The 16,412-nt window shown below is 67.5% G+C and carries 15 protein-coding genes; 7 read left to right on the forward strand and 8 right to left on the reverse strand.

Features of this window, described 5'->3' with window-relative positions:
• Nucleotides 1–26 precede the first annotated feature (26 nt).
• The 4 genes from holA to QFZ47_RS14890 all read left to right on the forward strand — a co-directional run bounded on the left by holA (nt 27) and on the right by QFZ47_RS14890 (nt 5,933).
• A complete protein-coding gene (holA, locus tag QFZ47_RS14875) occupies nt 27–1,109 on the forward strand; it encodes a DNA polymerase III subunit delta (protein ID WP_307656359.1) in 1,083 nt (360 codons plus the stop codon).
• 50 nt (nt 1,110–1,159) lie between these two features.
• On the forward strand, nt 1,160–2,452 hold the full coding sequence (locus QFZ47_RS14880; RefSeq protein WP_307656360.1) for a glutamate-5-semialdehyde dehydrogenase: 1,293 nt from the start codon (nt 1,160–1,162) through the stop codon (nt 2,450–2,452).
• Nucleotides 2,453–2,572: 120 nt separating this feature from the next.
• The gene (gene gshA, locus QFZ47_RS14885; RefSeq protein ID WP_307656361.1) at nt 2,573–3,886 is read left to right on the forward strand and encodes a glutamate--cysteine ligase; all 1,314 of its coding nucleotides are present in this window, start codon (nt 2,573–2,575) and stop codon (nt 3,884–3,886) included.
• Between the two features lie 175 nt (nt 3,887–4,061).
• Nucleotides 4,062–5,933 carry a potassium transporter Kup gene (locus QFZ47_RS14890; RefSeq protein ID WP_307656362.1) on the forward strand — a complete coding sequence of 624 codons (1,872 nt, stop codon included), beginning with the start codon at nt 4,062–4,064 and terminating at the stop codon, nt 5,931–5,933.
• 77 nt (nt 5,934–6,010) lie between these two features.
• Here the strand turns inward: QFZ47_RS14890 and QFZ47_RS14895 are convergent, their stop codons facing one another.
• Both QFZ47_RS14895 and QFZ47_RS14900 read right to left on the reverse strand, forming a co-directional pair.
• Nucleotides 6,011–6,934, reverse strand: a complete 924-nt coding sequence (locus QFZ47_RS14895) for a polysaccharide deacetylase family protein (RefSeq protein WP_307656363.1) — start codon at nt 6,932–6,934, stop codon at nt 6,011–6,013.
• Between the two features lie 10 nt (nt 6,935–6,944).
• Entirely contained in the window at nt 6,945–7,385 is a 441-nt protein-coding gene (locus tag QFZ47_RS14900; RefSeq protein WP_307656364.1) for a nuclear transport factor 2 family protein, read from the reverse strand.
• 129 nt (nt 7,386–7,514) lie between these two features.
• On the opposite strand from QFZ47_RS14900, the gene QFZ47_RS14905 reads away from it, so the two are divergent.
• Both QFZ47_RS14905 and gshB read left to right on the forward strand, forming a co-directional pair.
• Nucleotides 7,515–7,706, forward strand: a complete 192-nt coding sequence (locus QFZ47_RS14905; protein WP_307656365.1) for a hypothetical protein — start codon at nt 7,515–7,517, stop codon at nt 7,704–7,706.
• Nucleotides 7,703–8,656: a glutathione synthase gene (gene gshB, locus QFZ47_RS14910; protein WP_307656366.1), complete on the forward strand. Its 954-nt coding sequence runs from the start codon at nt 7,703–7,705 to the stop codon at nt 8,654–8,656. The genes QFZ47_RS14905 and gshB overlap by 4 nt, the downstream gene beginning before the upstream one ends.
• Nucleotides 8,657–8,669: 13 nt before the next feature.
• Here the strand turns inward: gshB and QFZ47_RS14915 are convergent, their stop codons facing one another.
• The 3 genes from QFZ47_RS14915 to QFZ47_RS14925 form a co-directional block, all read right to left on the reverse strand.
• Complete coding sequence (locus tag QFZ47_RS14915) at nt 8,670–9,437, reverse strand: class II glutamine amidotransferase (protein WP_307656367.1); 768 nt, start codon at nt 9,435–9,437, stop codon at nt 8,670–8,672.
• Nucleotides 9,438–9,487: 50 nt separating this feature from the next.
• A complete protein-coding gene (locus QFZ47_RS14920) occupies nt 9,488–10,627 on the reverse strand; it encodes an ABC transporter substrate-binding protein (protein WP_307656368.1) in 1,140 nt (379 codons plus the stop codon).
• 78 nt (nt 10,628–10,705) lie between these two features.
• Nucleotides 10,706–12,184 (reverse strand): DHA2 family efflux MFS transporter permease subunit, encoded by a 1,479-nt coding sequence (locus tag QFZ47_RS14925; protein WP_307656369.1) that lies wholly within the window; start codon nt 12,182–12,184, stop codon nt 10,706–10,708.
• Between the two features lie 132 nt (nt 12,185–12,316).
• On the opposite strand from QFZ47_RS14925, the gene QFZ47_RS14930 reads away from it, so the two are divergent.
• Nucleotides 12,317–13,714 carry a zinc-binding metallopeptidase family protein gene (locus tag QFZ47_RS14930; RefSeq protein WP_307656370.1) on the forward strand — a complete coding sequence of 466 codons (1,398 nt, stop codon included), beginning with the start codon at nt 12,317–12,319 and terminating at the stop codon, nt 13,712–13,714.
• Here the strand turns inward: QFZ47_RS14930 and QFZ47_RS14935 are convergent.
• The 3 genes from QFZ47_RS14935 to QFZ47_RS14945 are packed head-to-tail and all read right to left on the reverse strand — an operon-like array spanning nt 13,705 to nt 16,410.
• Entirely contained in the window at nt 13,705–13,944 is a 240-nt protein-coding gene (locus QFZ47_RS14935; RefSeq protein WP_307656371.1) for a cysteine-rich CWC family protein, read from the reverse strand. The genes QFZ47_RS14930 and QFZ47_RS14935 overlap by 10 nt on opposite strands.
• Nucleotides 13,944–15,200 carry a 6-phosphofructokinase gene (locus QFZ47_RS14940; RefSeq protein ID WP_307656372.1) on the reverse strand — a complete coding sequence of 419 codons (1,257 nt, stop codon included), beginning with the start codon at nt 15,198–15,200 and terminating at the stop codon, nt 13,944–13,946. The genes QFZ47_RS14935 and QFZ47_RS14940 overlap by 1 nt, the downstream gene beginning before the upstream one ends.
• A 46-nt stretch (nt 15,201–15,246) precedes the next feature.
• The gene (locus QFZ47_RS14945) at nt 15,247–16,410 is read right to left on the reverse strand and encodes an acyl-CoA dehydrogenase family protein (protein ID WP_307656373.1); all 1,164 of its coding nucleotides are present in this window, start codon (nt 16,408–16,410) and stop codon (nt 15,247–15,249) included.
• Between the last annotated feature and the right edge of the window lie 2 nt (nt 16,411–16,412).

Here is a 16,412-nt window from a genome sequence, read left to right on the forward strand (position 1 = left end):
GAGCCCACGCCGGCCGCTTTCCATCCATGCAACTTGCCAGCGCCCAACTGGGCTCCCATCTGCAGAAGGGGCTGAAGCCTCTCTACACGATCCACGGCGACGAGCCGCTGCTCGCGCAGGAGGCGGCGGACGCCATCCGCGCCGCGGCGCGCCTGCAAGGCTATACGGAGCGCAGCTCGTACACCGCGGCCGGCGCGCACTTCGACTGGAGCGCGGTGCTTGCGGCGGGCGGCTCGCTCTCGCTGTTTGCCGACAAGCAGATCGTCGAGATCCGCATTCCCTCGGGCAAGCCCGGCAAGGACGGCAGCACGGCGCTGCAGCAGCTGGCCGAGGGCGCGCCCGGCAACGACAGCACGCTCACGCTGGTGATGCTGCCGCGGCTGGACAAGGCCACGCGCACCGGCGCCTGGTTCTCGGCGCTCGAGAACAACGGCGTGAGCCTGCAGGTCGATCCGATCGAACGCGCCGCGCTGCCGCAGTGGATTGCGCAGCGCCTCGGGCTCCAGGGCCAGCGCGTGATGCCCGGCGACGAAGGCCAGCGCACGCTGCAGTTCTTTGCCGACCGCGTCGAAGGCAACCTGCTCGCCGCGCATCAGGAAATCCAGAAGCTCGCCCTGCTGCATCCGGCGGGCGAGCTGAGCTGGGAGCAGGTCGAAGGCGCCGTCAACAACGTGGCGCGCTACGACGTCTTCAAGCTCTCCGAGGCCGTGCTGGCCGGCAACCCGCAGCGCGTGGCGCGCATGCTCGACGGCCTGCAGGCCGAGGGCGAGGCCGAGGTGCTGGTGCACTACACGATCGCCGAGGACATTCGCGCCCTCAAGCGCGTGAAGGACGCCATGGCCGCGGGCCGGCCGCTGCCCATGGCGCTGCGCGAGAACCGCATCTGGGGCCCGCGCGAGCGCGCCTTCGAACGCGTGCTGCCCCGGCTCGACGACCGCATGCTGGCCCGGCTGCTGCGCGCGGCCCATGTGGTGGACGGCATCTGCAAGGGCCTGAAGCAGCCCGACTGGCCCGCCAGCAGTTGGCAGGCCCTGCAGCGCCTGGCGCTGATGCTGTGCCGCGCCTGCAGCAGCGCTGCGCTTGCTCCCTCTCCCTCCGGGAGAGGGTAGGGGTGAGGGCGCAAAGCCCGGGGTTGATCCAAATGCAGGAAAATGCCGGCATGAACGCGTTCAACGTCAGCGAGCACATGCAGACCCTCGGCCTGCAGGCAAAAACCGCCGCATTCCTCATGGCCCGTGCGGATGCAGCTACCAAAAACAGAGCATTGAAGGCGCTGGCCAAGCGCCTGCGCGAAGCCGGCCCTGGCTTGGCCGAGGCCAACCAGAAGGATCTGGCGCGCGCCACGGCCGCCGGGCTTTCGGCGCCGATGGTCGACCGCCTCAAGCTCACGCCCAAGGTCATCGAGACCGTGGCCCTGGGCTGCGAGCAACTCGCCGGCATGGCCGACGTGATCGGCGAGATCATCGGCATGAAGCAGCAGCCCAGCGGCATCCGCGTGGGCCAGATGCGCGTGCCGATCGGCGTCTTCGGCATGATCTACGAGAGCCGCCCCAACGTGACCATCGAGGCCGCGAGCCTGGCCATCAAGAGCGGCAACGCCGCGATCCTGCGCGGCGGCTCGGAGGCGATCGAGTCGAACAAGGCGCTGGCGCTGCTGGTGTCCGGCGCGCTGGCCGAGGCCGGCCTGCCGGTCGATGCGGTGCAGCTGGTGCAGACCACCGACCGCGAAGCCGTGGGCCAGCTCATCGCGATGCCCGAGTTCGTGGACGTGATCATCCCGCGCGGCGGCAAGGGCCTGATCGAGCGCATCAGCCGCGATGCCAAGGTGCCGGTCATCAAGCACCTGGACGGCAACTGCCACGTCTATGTGGACGACACGGCCGAGTTCGAAATGGCGCTGCGCATCGTCGACAACGCCAAGACGCAGAAATACAGCCCCTGCAATGCGGCCGAAGGCCTGCTGGTGTCGGCCGCGGTGGCGGAAGACTTCCTGCCCCGCATCGCCGCGATCTTCGCGGCCAAGGGCGTGGAAATGCGCTGCGACCCGGCGGCGGCCCGGATCCTGCGCGCGGATGAAACCCTCGGTTCCGGCGCAAGGGTCGTCGATGCGGTCGAGTCCGACTGGTCCGAGGAATACCTTGCCGCCGTGATCAGCATCAAGGTGGTCGAAGGGGTCGACGAGGCCATTGCGCACATCAACCGCTATTCGAGCCACCACACCGACGCCATCGTCACGCGCGACCATGTGCATGCGCAGCGTTTCCTGCGCGAGGTCGATTCGGCCAGCGTCATGGTCAATGCGAGCACCCGCTTCGCGGACGGTTTCGAGTTTGGCCTGGGGGCGGAAATCGGCATCAGCACTGACAAGTTCCATGCGCGCGGGCCGGTCGGCATCGAAGGGCTGACCTCGCTCAAGTACGTGGTGCTGGGGCAGGGCGAAGTGCGCAGCTGACGCGCCGGAAGGGGGCGGACTGAACCAAGTCCGCTCTACGTAGTCTTGTCATTGGGGCGGCCACCCCCAAATCCTACAATTCCGCTCTACCTTCAAGTACAAATCCAATAAGGCCGCCGCATGGTTCCGCATCTCGTCACCGCCCTGACCGGCCCGATCAACGAACTGGAACAGCGCGTACTCGACTCCACGCCCGCCATCGAGCGCTGGTTCCGGCTCGAATGGATGGAGCACACGCCGCCGTTCTACAGCGCGGTCGACATCCGCAATGCGGGCTTCAAGCTGGCGCCGGTCGACACCAATCTCTTTCCCGGCGGCTGGAACAATCTCACCAAGGAGATGCTGCCGCTGGCGGTGCAGGCCGCGCAGGCCGCCATCGAGAAGATCTGTCCGGAAGCGCGCAACCTGCTCGTCATTCCCGAGAACCACTCGAAGAACACCTTCTATCTTGCCAACGTCGCCCAGCTGGTGCGCATCTTCCACATGGCGGGACTCAACGTGCGCGTGGGGTCGATCGACCCGGCCATCAAGTCGCCCAAGAAGATCGAGCTGCCCAACGGCGAAACCGTGTGCCTGGAGCCGGTGGTGCGCAGCAAGCGCCGCCTCGGGCTCAAGAACTTCGATCCCTGCACCATCCTGCTCAACAACGAGCTGTCGGCCGGCACGCCGGGCATCCTGGAAGACCTGCACGAGCAATACCTGCTGCCGCCGCTGCACGCGGGCTGGTCGGTGCGGCGCAAGAGCAATCACCTGCACAGCTACGAAGAACTCTCCAAGCGCTTTGGCAAGCTGCTGGGCATCGACCCGTGGCTCATCAATCCGATCTATGCGCGCGCCGACGGCGTCGACTTTGCCGAAGGCCGCGGCATCGACGTGCTGACCAGCCATGTGGACGCGGTGCTGACCAAGGTGCGCCGCAAGTACAAGGAATACGGCATCAACGAAAAGCCCTTCGTCGTCGTCAAGGGCCATGTCGGCGGCGACGGCCCCGGCGTGATCACCGTGCGCGATGCGAAGGAAGTCGAGGGCCTGGTCGGCAAGCCGCGCAGTGCCCCGGCAGGCAAGGCGGGCGCGGCCGCCAGGGAACAACTGCGCGAGCCCGGCGAGGTGATCGTGCAGGAAGGCGTGCTGACCAACGAGCGCGTGCACAACGGCGTGGCCGAGCCGGTGGTCTACATGATGGACCGCTACGTGGTGGGCGGCTTCTACCGCGTGCATGCCGAGCGCAACCCCGACGAGAACCTCAAGCTTCCGGGTGCGAGCTTTGTGCCGCTGGCCTTCTCTGAAAGCGCGCATTTGCCGCAGCCCGGCGCCAAGCCCGGCGCGAGCGCCCCCAACCGCTTCTACATGTATGGCGTGGTGGGACGCCTGGCCATGGTGGCCGCGAGCTACGAAATGGAAGCCACCGATCCGGACGCCGAAATCTACGAATGATTTTCCGGGGCGGCTTGCAGACGCGGCGGTCGGCGGCAAAATAGCGGCCCCACAGCAAAGGAAACAAAAGGGCGGAGGGATGCGCGCGGCGTCTGGAAATTCCAACGCGGCTGCATTCTGGTGCGCGTGACGTCTGGTTACGCGCTGGCAATCCTCCCTTTTTCCCATCGACTTCGTGTCACCTCCCAAATCCTCTTCCGCCGCCGCTTTGATCATCGGCACCATCGGTGTCGTCTATGGCGACATCGGCACCAGCGTGCTGTATGCAGTCAAGGAAGTGTTCGGCCACGGCCACCTGCCGTTCACTGTCGACAACGTCTACGGCATCCTTTCGATGTTCTTCTGGACGCTCACCGTCATCGTGTCGATCAAGTACGTGGTGCTGGTGCTGCGGGCCGACAACGAAGGCGAGGGCGGCCTGGTCGCCATGCTGGCGCTGGCTTCGCGTGCGGTGGCCGACAAGCCCAGGTTGCGCCATGTGCTGCTGCTGGTGGGCATCTTCGGCACTTCGCTCTTCTATGGCGACGGCGTCATCACGCCGGCCATTTCGGTGCTGTCCGCGGTCGAAGGCCTCGAAGTGGTGTCGCCCCACTTCAAGCACTATGTGCTGCCGGTCACGCTGGTGGTGCTGTTCGGCCTCTTCGTGGTGCAAAAGCGCGGCACGGCGGGCATCGGCAAGTTCTTCGGACCCATCACGCTGGCGTGGTTCCTGGCGATTGCGGTGCTCGGCGTGTCGCAGATCGTTCACCACCCCGAAATCCTCAAGTCGCTGAACCCCTGGTTCGCGCTGAAGTTCATGTGGGAGAACCCGGGCACCAGCTTCATCCTGCTGGGTGCCACGGTGCTGTGCGTGACGGGCGCCGAGGCGCTCTACGCCGACCTGGGCCACTTCGGCAAGCGGCCGATCCGCGTGGCCTGGTTCACGGTTGTCATGCCGGCGCTCACGCTCAACTATTTCGGCCAGGGCGCGCTGCTGCTCGAGAACCCCGAGGCCGTGAAGAACCCCTTCTTCATGATGGCGCCCGAATGGGCGCTGGTTCCGCTGGTGCTGCTGGCCACGGCGGCCACGGTCATCGCATCGCAGGCGCTCATCACCGGCGCCTTCAGCGTCACGCGCCAGGTCATCCAGCTGGGCTACCTGCCGCGCCTGAACATCGAGCACACGAGCGTGCGTGCGGCGGGGCAGATCTACATTCCGCTGGTCAACTGGGGGCTGTTCGTGGCCATCGTGCTGGCGGTGGTCATGTTCCGTTCGTCGAGCAGCCTGGCCGCGGCCTACGGCATCGCGGTGACCACCGACATGCTCATCACCACGGTGCTGACCTTCTTCGTGATCCGCTACGCCTGGAAGTTGCCGCTGGTGCTGTGCATTGCGTCGACCGCGGTCTTCTTCGTGGTCGACTTCCTGTTCTTCGCTTCGAACCTGCTCAAGCTTTTCGAGGGCGGCTGGTTCCCGCTGGTGATCGGCGGCGCCGTGTTCACCCTGATGATCACCTGGAAGGAAGGCCGCCGCCTGATGGGCGAGGTGCAGCGCGCCGACGCGATCGAGCTCAAGGCCTTTCTCGATTCGGTGTTCGAAAGCCCGCCCGCGCGCGTGGACGGCACTGCGGTGTTCCTCACCGCCGAACCCGGCGTGGTGCCCAACGCGCTGCTGCACAACCTGAAGCACAACAAGGTGCTGCACGAGCAGAACCTGTTCGTGACGGTGCGCAACCACGAAGTGCCCTGGATACCGATGGACAAGCGCATCGAGATCGAGGCGCTCGGCCACCATTGCTGGCAGGTCATCGTGCACTACGGCTTCAAGAACGACATCGATCTGCCGCGCGCGCTCGACAACGCGCGCCTGCGCGGCTGCCAGCTCGAGCCCATGACGACGAGCTACTTCCTCTCGCGCGACGTCGTCATTCCCACGCTGGGCAGCGGCATGGCGCCATGGCGCGAGAAGCTGTTCGCGCAGATGCACCACAACGCGAGCGGGGCTGCGGCGTTCCTGGGGCTGCCGAACAACGCGGTGGTGGAGCTGGGCTCCAAGATCGAGATCTGAGAAGACGTGAATGAACCTGCTGCGCGCTCCGATCTCGACGGTTCCTTCACGCCTTCTGAGGGTTCCCGCGGCGCTGCTCATGCGAAGTCCGCAGGGCGATCGGCGGCGAGTCGCTGCATGTGCGAGGCGATCGCGCCTGGCGTGGTGAACCAGATCTCGCCACGGTCGCGGGCCCGCGCCAGGTGCGCCAGCGCGGTGCGCAGGTGGCGCAGCCGATAAGGCTGCCCAACAATGTAGGGATGCAGCGCGAGGCCCATCACCAGCGGCTGCGCGCGCGACTGGTCGAGCATCTCGTCGAAGTTGTCGACCACCATCGCGCTGAAGTCCCTGGCGTCCATCAGGCGGCCCACGATCATCGGAATGTCGTTGAGCTCCTGCGGATACGGCACCGACCAGATCGAGCCGCCGCCGCGCGTGCGCATGCGCACCGGCTGGTCGTCGTGGCACCAGTTGAGCGTGTAGCCATAGCCGGTCTCGGCCAGCAGGTCGGGCGTGACCGCGCTTTCCGAGATCCACGGCGACAACCATCCGGCGGGCGCCCGGCCGCTTTCCCGCTGCATGCGCTCGCGGCAGCGCGACAGCAATTCGCGCTCCTGCGCTTCGTCCCATGCGCCCTGGCGCTCCGCATTGCTGTGGCCGTGGCCGATCAGCTCGTCGCCGCGCGCCACGCAGGCTTGCACCAGTTCCGGGCAATGGTCGTAGAGCGCTGTATTGATGAGCGCGCCGGCCGGCAGCGCCAGCGCATCGAACAGTTCGAGGCAGCGCCAGGCACCCACCCGGTTGCCGTATTCGCGCCAGCCGTGGTTCAGCACGTCGGGCTGCGGCGAGGCCGGGGCGATGCCTGCGCCCAGGCCGTCGCCGAATGCGAAATGCTCGATGTTGAAGCCGAGGTACACGGCCAGCCGTGCGCCGTTCGGCCACGCGTAGTCGGGCCGCCGCGTGATGGGGCTGTAGTCGAAGCGGCCGTGGGTGGGAAGCCGTCCGGGCCAGCGTTGCGTCATGGGCCCTGCCTCACAGCACCGCGAGCCCGGCGCGCACCAGCAGCCATTCGGCGCTGTCGTTCCACACGTCCATCTGCGCGATGAGCCCGCGGCGCACCACGTAGCGGTCGACATAGCGGTTGCCCTCGAAGGCCGTGCCGTCGGGCCATGCGCCGTACAGCGTGCCAAGGCTGTAGACCACGGTTTCATCGGGCGTGCCGCCGGCAACGACCTCGGTGCGCTCGATCTTCTTCTTCACCCAGGCATAGCGCTTCGCATTGAAGGCCGAGGTGTCGCCGGGCGCCTGCATTGCGCGGTTGCCGGTGAAGCGGATGCGGATGTCGGGCGCGGTGAAGCGCGACGCCGATTGCGGGTCGGGGATCATCACCAGGCGAAGGAATTCGTCGACCACTTCGGCGGGCGTGGAAGGGTTCGGCAATGCGGGCGCGTCGGACGAAGCAAGCGTATTCATGGGTTCTCTCTCTCCAGCATGCAGGCCATGCGGTGCGTGGCGGGAAGCACGACGGTGCTGCCGCAATTCTCGTGCCGATCGCCAACGCGATGACCTTCGCAGCCGCGCGTCCCCGGCACAATTGCCGGGATGCGCTTCTTCAAGGATCTTCTGAGCCGCTCTGCCTTCGGGGGCGTGGCGGCGGGTGCGCTCGCACCTGCGGTGCAGCAGGCCGGGCGCACAAAGGCCTCCGCCGGCAAGGACATCGCCGCTTCCGGCAACATCGCGCCAGACAGCAGCAACATGGCGGCCACACCCGGCGCCGGAAAGACTCCCAGATGAAAAACATCCTCTTCGTCGCCGACCCGCTCGATCACTTCAAGATCTACAAGGACACCACCTTCTCGATGATGCGCGAGGCCCAGCGCCGCGGCCACCGCATCGCGGCCTGCCTGCCGGAAGACCTGCAGTGGGTGTCGGGCGGCCTGGTCACGGCCAACGTGCAGCAGATCACGCTCACCGGAGACAGCAAGGCCTGGTACCGCGAGGACATCCGCGAATCGAAGGCGCTGAAGGAATTCGACGCGGTGCTCATGCGCAAGGACCCGCCCTTCGACGCCGAGTACATCTACGCCACCCACCTGCTCGAGCAGGCCGAGCGCGAAGGCGCGCGCGTGGTGAACAAGCCGCGCGCGCTGCGCGACCATCCCGAGAAGCTCGCGATCATGGAGTTTCCGCAGTTCACCACGCCCACGCTGGTCACGCGCAGCGCGCAGGCCGTGCGCGACTTCCATGCCGAGCACGGCGACATCATCCTCAAGCCGCTCGACGGCATGGGCGGCATGGGCATCTTCCGCGTGAGGCAGGATGCGCTGAACCTCGGCTCCATCGTCGAGACGCTCAACAAGAACGGCGCCGAGACCATCATGGTGCAGCGCTTCGTGCCTGACATCGTGCAGGGCGACAAGCGCATTCTGATCATCGCGGGCGAGCCGGCGCCGTTCGTGCTGGCGCGCATTCCGCAGGGCTCCGAAGTGCGCGGCAACCTTGCGGCCGGCGGCAAGGGCGTGGCGCAGCCGCTCACCGCGCGCAACCGCGAGATCGCCGAGGCCATTGGCCGCGCCCTCGCGCCGCGCGGCCTGCTCCTGATCGGGCTCGACGTGATCGGCGACTCCGTGACCGAGATCAACGTGACCAGCCCGACCTGCTTCCAGGAGATCACCGAACAGACCGGCTTCGACGTGCCGGCGATGTTCATCGACGCGCTGGAAGCGCACCTGGCCGGCGCCTGAGGCGGGGCCAGCTTCAGAACGCCGCCAGCTCGCCGTCCACGAACACGCGCAATTCGCCAGGCGCGAAAGCCGTCCAGCTTTCGTTGGTGGTGAGCGGCGCGGTCACGACCACCGCCACGCGGTCGTTCGGCGTGGTGTGCTGAGCGAAGTCGATCTCCAGGTCTTCGTCCGACAGCTGCGCGGTCACGAAGGGATGGCGCCGCTCCACGTACCAGAGGTGGGTCGAGGCATGGGCCCAGAGCGCCTGCCCGTTCGACAGCATGAAGTTGAAGGTGCCGTGGCCCGCGAGCTGCGGCGCCAGTTCGCGCAGCGTGAGCGTGAGCTCCTCGATGCTCGGCACGCCCGCATGCGACTTGGCCAGCTCCTGCATGATCCAGCAGAAGGCGTGCTCGCTGTCGGTGCTGCCCACCGGGTGGAAGTTGCCGTGCAGGCGCGGCCGAAAGTCTTTCAGGTCGCCGTTGTGGGCGAACACCCAGTAGCGGCCCCAGAGCTCGCGCACGAAGGGGTGGCAGTTCTGCAGGTTGACGGCGCCCTGGGTCGCCTTGCGGATGTGGGCAATGACGTTGCGGCTCTGGATCGGGTAGCGCCGGATCAGCTCGGCCACCGGCGATTCGCTCGCGGGCATGTGGTCCACGAAGTGGCGCAGCCCGCGGTCCTCGAAGAACGCAATGCCCCAGCCGTCGGCATGATGGTCGGTGCGGCCGCCGCGCTGCGCGAAGCCGGTAAAGCTGAAGGCCACGTCCGTGGGCGTGTTGCAGTTCATTCCAAGCAGTTGGCACATGGCGCTATTAGAGCGCGTGCGCCAACCGCCCGGCGAACCTGGCCGCCCGTTCAGCGCACGAAGCGGCCTTCGGGCGTCACGCGCACCATTTCGATGAACTGCGAGCCGGTGGTGCTGCCGGTCGAGAAATCGATGTCCATGCCGGCCAGGCGCAGCTTGAGTGCGCGCAGCGTCGCGTGCAGGCGCGCGCGCGTCAGGTCGCGCCCGGTGCGCTTGATCGCCTCGATCATCACCAGCGCGTTCAGGTAGCCCTCGAAGCTGCCGTAGCCCACCGGCACCTGCGCGCGATCGGCCAGCCGGCGATAGTCGCGCGTGACGACTTCCACCTCGCCCCAGGGGTAGGGCGTGACCTGCGAGATGGCCAGCCCGCCCGCCTGCAGCGGAACCACCCTGGCCGTGACTTCGCCCGAGACCACCGACATGCCATAGAACATCGGCTTGCTGCCGGCGGCGTACATGGCCTTGATCACCTCGCCGGTCACGGTGCCGGCCAGGTACATCAGAACGGCCTGGGGCTGGCTGTCGGCGAGTGTCTTGCCGGCGGCGGCGGAGGTCGAGCCGTCCCCCTTCACCGCGACCACCGCGCTCGGCGCCAGCTTGCGGGTGGCCATGGCCGCCTCGATCAGCTTCACCGCCTCGACGCCGCCGGGGTTGTCCAGGTGGGCGATCGCGATCTTGTTCACGCCGATGGTGGCCAGGTGCTCGACCAGCGCCTGCGCCTCGCGCGCATTGCTGGCGCGCACGAAGTAGGCCGAGCCCGCCACGCGTTCGCGCGCGCTGTCGCCCACGCCGTAGCCGCCGACGCTGGGCGCGCCGCTTTGCTGCAGCAGCTTGGCCGCAGCGGACGTGGTGCCCGAGCCCACGCAGCCGAAGAATGCGAACACGCGGTGGTCGCTCAGCAGCTTGCCGTAGTTCTCGAGCGCCTTCTCGGGCTTGAGCTCGTCGTCCAGCGCCACCAGCTTGATCTTGCGGCCGCCCACGCCGCCCTGTTCATTGATGGCATCGAAGGCCAGGCCGGCGCCGTTGTGCACGACCTTGATCTGCGAGCCGAGCGGGCCGCTCAGCACGGCCGAGCTGCCGAGCACGATCTCGCTGTCGCTCACCCCGGCCTCGGCGGCTTGCGCGGAGGAGAGATGGGCCAGGCCCGCTGCGAAAACCGCCGTTCCGGCGACAAAACTTCTGCGTTGCATGAAACCCATCCCATCATTAGCTAACAAATGCTAACAATTAGAAACGATGGGTGCTAAAGTATTACTAAGTGCTTACCCTTATTTTGCTGGCTGCCGAAGCTGCCAGGCCGCGCAGATGGCCAGCGCGCACAGCCCGGCCAGCATCAGGAACACTTCGTCGAAGGCCGCCAGCCGCGCCGGGCTGCTCGCGGCATTGGCCAGCGAATCGCCGTGCGCCGCCAGGCGCCACTCGAGCATGATGGCGCACAGGCTCACGCCGGCCGCGCCGCCCAGCATGCGCAGGAAGTTGATGGCGCTGGCGCCCTGCGGAATCAGCGGCTTGGCCAGCGGCCGCATCGATCCGAGGTTGAGCGAGGGCAGGATGAAGCCGAGTCCGATGCGCCCGATGATCGCGAACGCCACCAGCAGCCAGAGCGCGCTGTCGAGCCGGAGCACCACCATCAGCGCAAAGGAAGCCGCCAGCAGCACCAGCCCGATGCTCACCAGCATCCACGTCGGCTGCCGGTCGGCCAGCCGGCCCACGCCCGCAATGGTCAGGGCCAGCACGATGCCGGCGGGCAGCAGGATGGTGCCCACGTGCGATGCAGACAACTGCAGCCCGACCTGCATGTACACCGGCAGCAGGTAAGTGGAGCCGAACAGCGCCGTGCCGTAGATGAAGGCGACCACGCTGCCCATGGCGAACTGGCGGTACTGGAACAATCCCAGGTTCATCAGCGGTTCGCCGCCGCCCGCCGCATAGCGGCGCTGCCACCACACGAAGGCGGCAAAGGCCAGCAGCGCGGCCGCCAGCAGCAGGCCGGCCTGCACCGGCGAATCGCCGCGCAGCTCGACCAGCCCGTTCAGCAGGCTGAGCGTGCCCACGGTGCCCAGTGCGAGGCCGCGCCAGTCGAGCCCGCTGCCGCGCGTGGCCGCCACGCCGCCGGGCGCCGTGGTGGGCACGAACCTGTAGGCCAGCCAGAGCGAGGCCAGGCAGAACGGCACCACCATGAAGAAGATCGAGCGCCAGCCGAACAGGTCGACCAGCACGCCGCCGATGCTCGGGCCGATGGCCGGCGCCAGCACCACGCCCATGCCGAAGATGCCGCTGGCCCGCCCCTGCTCGTGCGGCTCGAAGGCGCGCAGGATGATGATGGCCGGAATCGGCTGCACCACCCCCGCCGCCAGCCCTTCGGCCACGCGCGCCAGCAGCACCAGCGAGAAGTTGTTGGCCAGCCCGCCCGCAATGCCGCCCGCGAGCAGCAGCACCATGGTGCCCACGTAGGTGCGCCGGTAGCCGTAGCGCGACAGCAACCACGGCGTGGTCAGCATCGAGACCGTCATGGCCACCATGAAGCCCGAGCTCACCCACTGTGCGCGCTCCTGGCCCAGCGAGAAATGGTGGCTCATGCCCGGGATCGCGACGTTGACGATGGTCGAGGACATGATCGATGCCATCACGCCCACCATCACCGAAAGCAGCAGGTACCAGCGGTAGCGCGGGCCGTAGCGTTCGCGCAGGGTGCCGATGGAGGGCGGGGCCGGCGAGGCGGTTTCTGGCGTGGGAGTGGTGGTCATGGGCGGTGGCCCCGGCTTTTTTTCGATGCGGGCCCGTCGTCCTACAAGCATATCGGGCTTTGCTCGGCGGGGCCGGCGCCTGCGCGTCCCACAATGCACCGCTGTGCCGCGCTGCCTTTCCAGAACAACGAAATGAATACGCCACCCGACCCAGCCGGCGCTCCCGAGCCGGGCGCGCCCTCCCACCTTGCCTCCGAACTCGCGGCGCCGACGGTCAGCCGCGCCTACCGCTGCCAGTGCGGCCGGCCGGTGTTCCTGCGCAACAGCCAGTGCCTGGCCTGCCGCACGCCGCTGGGCTATGTGATCGAGCGCCTGGGCGTCGTGCCGCTGGCACCCGTCGAGCCCGACAAGGCCGAAAAGACGGAAGACAAGGCCCCACAGGCGCTGGAAGAGGCCGAAGGCGGCGCCGAGCCCGAACAGCTCTTCACCGTGTTCGGCAACCCCGACGGCCGGACCTACCGCCGCTGCGCCAACCTCATGACTGCCGCCAGCTGCAACTGGATGGTGCCGGCCCCGCGCGAGGGCGACGACCCGTCGTTCAACACCGACGGCCTCGCGCCCGGCTATTGCCTGGCCTGCAGCGTCACCCGCACCATTCCTGATCTGTCGGTGGAGAGCAATGGCGAACTCTGGCGCAAGCTCGAGCATGCGAAGCGCCGGCTCATCTCGCAGCTGCTCGCGCTCGGGCTGCCGGTGGTCAGCCGCCATGCCGATCCGGTGCACGGGCTGGCTTTCGACTTTCTCGGCAACATGCCGGGCGGCCCGCATGTGATGACCGGGCATGAACAGGGCGTGATCACCCTCAACGCCGAAGAGGCCGAGGATGCAGTGCGCGAGCGCATCCGGGCCGAAATGCGCGAGCCCTACCGAACGCTGCTCGGGCATTTCCGCCACGAGGTCGGCCACTATTACTGGGACCTGCTGGTGCAGCCCACGCCGTGGATCGACGAGTTCCGTGCGCTCTTCGGCGACGAGCGCGCCGACTACGCCGCGGCGCTGCAGCGGCACTACGAACAGGGCCCGCCGCCCGACTGGGCCAACCGCTTCGTGAGCAGCTACGCAAGCATGCATCCCTGGGAAGACTGGGCCGAAACCTGGGCCCACTACCTGCACATGGCCGACACCGCCGACACGGCCATGAGCTTTGGGGTGGACGCCACCAACGTCGAGCTCGCGAGCGACCTGTTCACCACGGAAGACCTGTGGCAGCCCGGGCACCCCGGCGCCGCCAAGTTCCTGGACTTTCTCAACGGCTGGGTGCTGCTCACCAACGTGCTCAACGAGCTGTCGCGCAGCATGGGGCAGCCCGACTACTACCCCTTCGTGCTGCCGCGCGTGGCCGTCGGCAAGCTGCAGTTCATCCATTGCGTGATCACGCAGCAGCGCGACAGCACGGTATCGGCGGCGGCGTCGCCCGGCGTGCCGCTGCCGCCGGTTTCCAGGGCTTGCGCACCTGCGCCGGCTTCCGTCACGGCGCCAACGCAGATGCAGCAGGCCCAAAGCCAGCAGCAGAGCGCGATTCAGTCCTGACGAGGCGCGGCAGGCGTTCCCGCGGCGCAGCGGGCGCACATGCAGGCCTTGCCGCGCGATGCCTGGGGCAGGGCCGCGAACGGCGCCTTGCCGAAGTCGGCCGCCATGCACCAGCAGGGCGGCTGCGGCTGGCCGGTTTCGCGCGCGGTTTCCATCGCGCAGCGGTTCCCTTCGCCGCACAGCGGGCAGCGTGTGGCGTCGATCGCGTCGAGGATGGCTGCCGTGGTCATCAGGCGAGCTCGAAGGCCGGCAGCTTCTTCGGCACGGCCACGTTCCGCAACGTGGCGTACACCGGCAGGCCGTTGCGATAGGCCGGATAGTCCTCGCCCTCGATCAGCGGCAGCAGGTAGCGCCTGCACTTGTCGGTGATGCCCCAGCCGTCGTCCGAGATGAAGTCGCGCGGCATGGGCTTTTCGACGTTTGCCACCGCATCGAGCGGCGCACTGCCGATGGTGTAGATGTAGGGCGCATCGGAGCTGCGCTCGATGGTCGGCATCACCGCGTTGCGGCCTTCGAGCGCAAGCTCGACCGCGCGCTGCCCCAGCTCGTAGGCCTGCTTCACATCGGTGGCCGAGGCAATGTGCCGGGCCGCGCGCTGCAGGTAGTCGGCCACGGCCCAGTGGAACTTGTGGCCCAGCGCATCCTTGACCATCTGCGCCACCACGGGCGCCGCGCCGCCGAGCTGCGCATGGCCGAACGCGTCGCGCGTGCCCTGCTCGGCCAGGAAGCTGCCGTCGGGATAGTGGCAGCCCTCGGACACTACCACCGAGCAGTAGCCGTGCTGCTTCACCAGCTCGTCGACGCGCGCGAGAAAACGCGCCTTGTCGAACTCGATCTCGGGGAACAGCACCACCACCGGAATGCCGTGGTCGGCCACCAGCCCGCCGGCCGCCGCGATCCAGCCCGCATGGCGCCCCATCACCTCGAGCACGAACACCTTGGTGGAGGTGGCCGCCATCGAGCGCACGTCGAACGAAGCCTCCAATGTGGACACCGCCACGTACTTGGCCACCGAGCCGAAGCCGGGGCAGCAGTCGGTCAGCGGCAGGTCGTTGTCGATGGTCTTGGGCACGTGGATCGCCTGCAGCGGATAGCCGAGCGACTGCGACAGCTGGCTCACCTTGAAGCAGGTGTCGGCCGAATCGCCGCCGCCGTTGTAGAAGAAATAGCCGATGCCGTGCGCCTTGAACACCTCGATGAGGCGCTCATACTCGCGCCGGTTCTTCTCGAGCGACTTGAGCTTGTAGCGGCACGAGCCGAAGGCGCCCGAGGGCGTGCTGCGCAGCGCCGCAATGGCCTCGGCCGGCTCGGCGCCGGTGTCGATGAGTTCCTCGGTCAGCGCGCCGATGATGCCGTTGCGCCCGGCGTAGAGCTTGCCGATGCGGTCCGGGTGTTTTCGTGCCGTCTCGATCACGCCGCAGGCCGACGCATTGATGACCGAGGTGACGCCGCCCGACTGGGCGTAGAAGGCGTTGAGGATGGGCATGCGGCCATTCTCCCGCAGGCTCAAGTCGGGCGCCAGTGGCCCTGTTTCAGCGCCCGCCGAGGCCCATCGCGCGCGTGATCACTTCCTTCATGATCTCGTTCGTGCCGCCATAGATGCGCTGCACCCGCGCGTCGGCATACGCGCGCGTGATGGGGTATTCCCACATGTAGCCGTAGCCGCCGTGCAGCTGCACGCAGGCATCCATCACCTTGCACTGCAGGTCGGTGGTCCAGTACTTGGCCATGCTGGCCGTGGCGGTATCGAGCTTTTCGGCCATCAGCAGCTCGATGCACTTGTCGACGAACACCTGCGCCACCTGAACCTCGGTCTGCAGCTCGGCGAGCTGGTAGCGCGTGTTCTGGTAGGGGGAAACGGGCTGGCCGAACACCTTGCGTTCCTTCACGTAGGCCACGGTCTGGTCGATGGCGGCCTGCGATGCGGCCACCGCGCTGATCGCGATCTGCAGCCGCTCCCACGGCAGCTGCTCCATCAGGCAGGCGAAGCCGCGGTTCAGCTGCGCGGCATCGCCGAGCAATGCATCGGCCGGCAGCCGCACGTCGTTGAAGAACAGTTCGGAGGTGTCCTGCGCCTTCAGCCCCAGCTTCTTGAGCCGCTTGCCCTTCTCGAAGCCCGGCATGCCCCGTTCGATCAGGAACAGGCTGGTGCCTTTGGCGCCCGCGGCCGGATCGGTCTTGGTCACCACGATCACCAGGTCGGCATGCCAGCCGTTGGTGATGAAGGTCTTGCTGCCGTTGAGCAGGTAGCTGCCGTCGGTCTGCTGCAGCGCACTGGTCTTGACCGCCTGCAGGTCGCTGCCCGCGCCGGGCTCGCTCATCGCGATGGCGCCGACCATCTCGCCGCTCGCGAGCTTGGGCAGGTAGCGCTGCTTCTGCGCCTCGGTGCCGTAGCGCAGGATGTAGGGCGCGACGATCTCGCTGTGCAGACCGAAGCCGATGCCCGTGAAACCGCGTGCCCAGAGCTCCTCGAACTGGATCACCGAATAGAGCAGGTCGGCGCCCGCGCCGCCGTAGGCCTCGGGCAGCGCCATGCAGAGAAAGCTGTTTTCGCCGGCCTTGGTCCACACGGCGCGGTCCACGTAGCCCTGGTCTTCCCAGGCCTCGTGGAAGGGCGCGATCTCCTTGTCCATGAAGCGGCGGAAGCTGTCGCGGAAGGCCTCGTGGTCGGCGCTGAAAAGCGTGCGTTCGATCATGG

This window comes from Variovorax paradoxus, assembly GCF_030815975.1.
Taxonomy (GTDB): Bacteria; Pseudomonadota; Gammaproteobacteria; order Burkholderiales; family Burkholderiaceae_C; genus Variovorax; species Variovorax paradoxus_N.

Excerpts from the sequence above, each read along its gene's own strand:
- QFZ47_RS14900 (WP_307656364.1), bottom strand. The coding sequence starts at position 7,385 with ATGAATACGCTTGCTTCGTCCGACGCGCCCGCATTGCCGAACCCTTCC.
- QFZ47_RS14905 (WP_307656365.1), top strand. The coding sequence starts at position 7,515 with ATGCGCTTCTTCAAGGATCTTCTGAGCCGCTCTGCCTTCGGGGGCGTG.
- holA (WP_307656359.1), top strand. The coding sequence starts at position 27 with ATGCAACTTGCCAGCGCCCAACTGGGCTCCCATCTGCAGAAGGGGCTG.
- QFZ47_RS14940 (WP_307656372.1), bottom strand. The coding sequence starts at position 15,200 with ATGCCCATCCTCAACGCCTTCTACGCCCAGTCGGGCGGCGTCACCTCG.
- QFZ47_RS14895 (WP_307656363.1), bottom strand. The coding sequence starts at position 6,934 with ATGACGCAACGCTGGCCCGGACGGCTTCCCACCCACGGCCGCTTCGAC.
- QFZ47_RS14915 (WP_307656367.1), bottom strand. The coding sequence starts at position 9,437 with ATGTGCCAACTGCTTGGAATGAACTGCAACACGCCCACGGACGTGGCC.
- QFZ47_RS14920 (WP_307656368.1), bottom strand. The coding sequence starts at position 10,627 with ATGCAACGCAGAAGTTTTGTCGCCGGAACGGCGGTTTTCGCAGCGGGC.
- QFZ47_RS14925 (WP_307656369.1), bottom strand. The coding sequence starts at position 12,184 with ATGACCACCACTCCCACGCCAGAAACCGCCTCGCCGGCCCCGCCCTCC.
- gshB (WP_307656366.1), top strand. The coding sequence starts at position 7,703 with ATGAAAAACATCCTCTTCGTCGCCGACCCGCTCGATCACTTCAAGATC.
- QFZ47_RS14930 (WP_307656370.1), top strand. The coding sequence starts at position 12,317 with ATGAATACGCCACCCGACCCAGCCGGCGCTCCCGAGCCGGGCGCGCCC.
- gshA (WP_307656361.1), top strand. The coding sequence starts at position 2,573 with ATGGTTCCGCATCTCGTCACCGCCCTGACCGGCCCGATCAACGAACTG.
- QFZ47_RS14935 (WP_307656371.1), bottom strand. The coding sequence starts at position 13,944 with ATGACCACGGCAGCCATCCTCGACGCGATCGACGCCACACGCTGCCCG.
- QFZ47_RS14945 (WP_307656373.1), bottom strand. The coding sequence starts at position 16,410 with ATGATCGAACGCACGCTTTTCAGCGCCGACCACGAGGCCTTCCGCGAC.
- QFZ47_RS14880 (WP_307656360.1), top strand. The coding sequence starts at position 1,160 with ATGAACGCGTTCAACGTCAGCGAGCACATGCAGACCCTCGGCCTGCAG.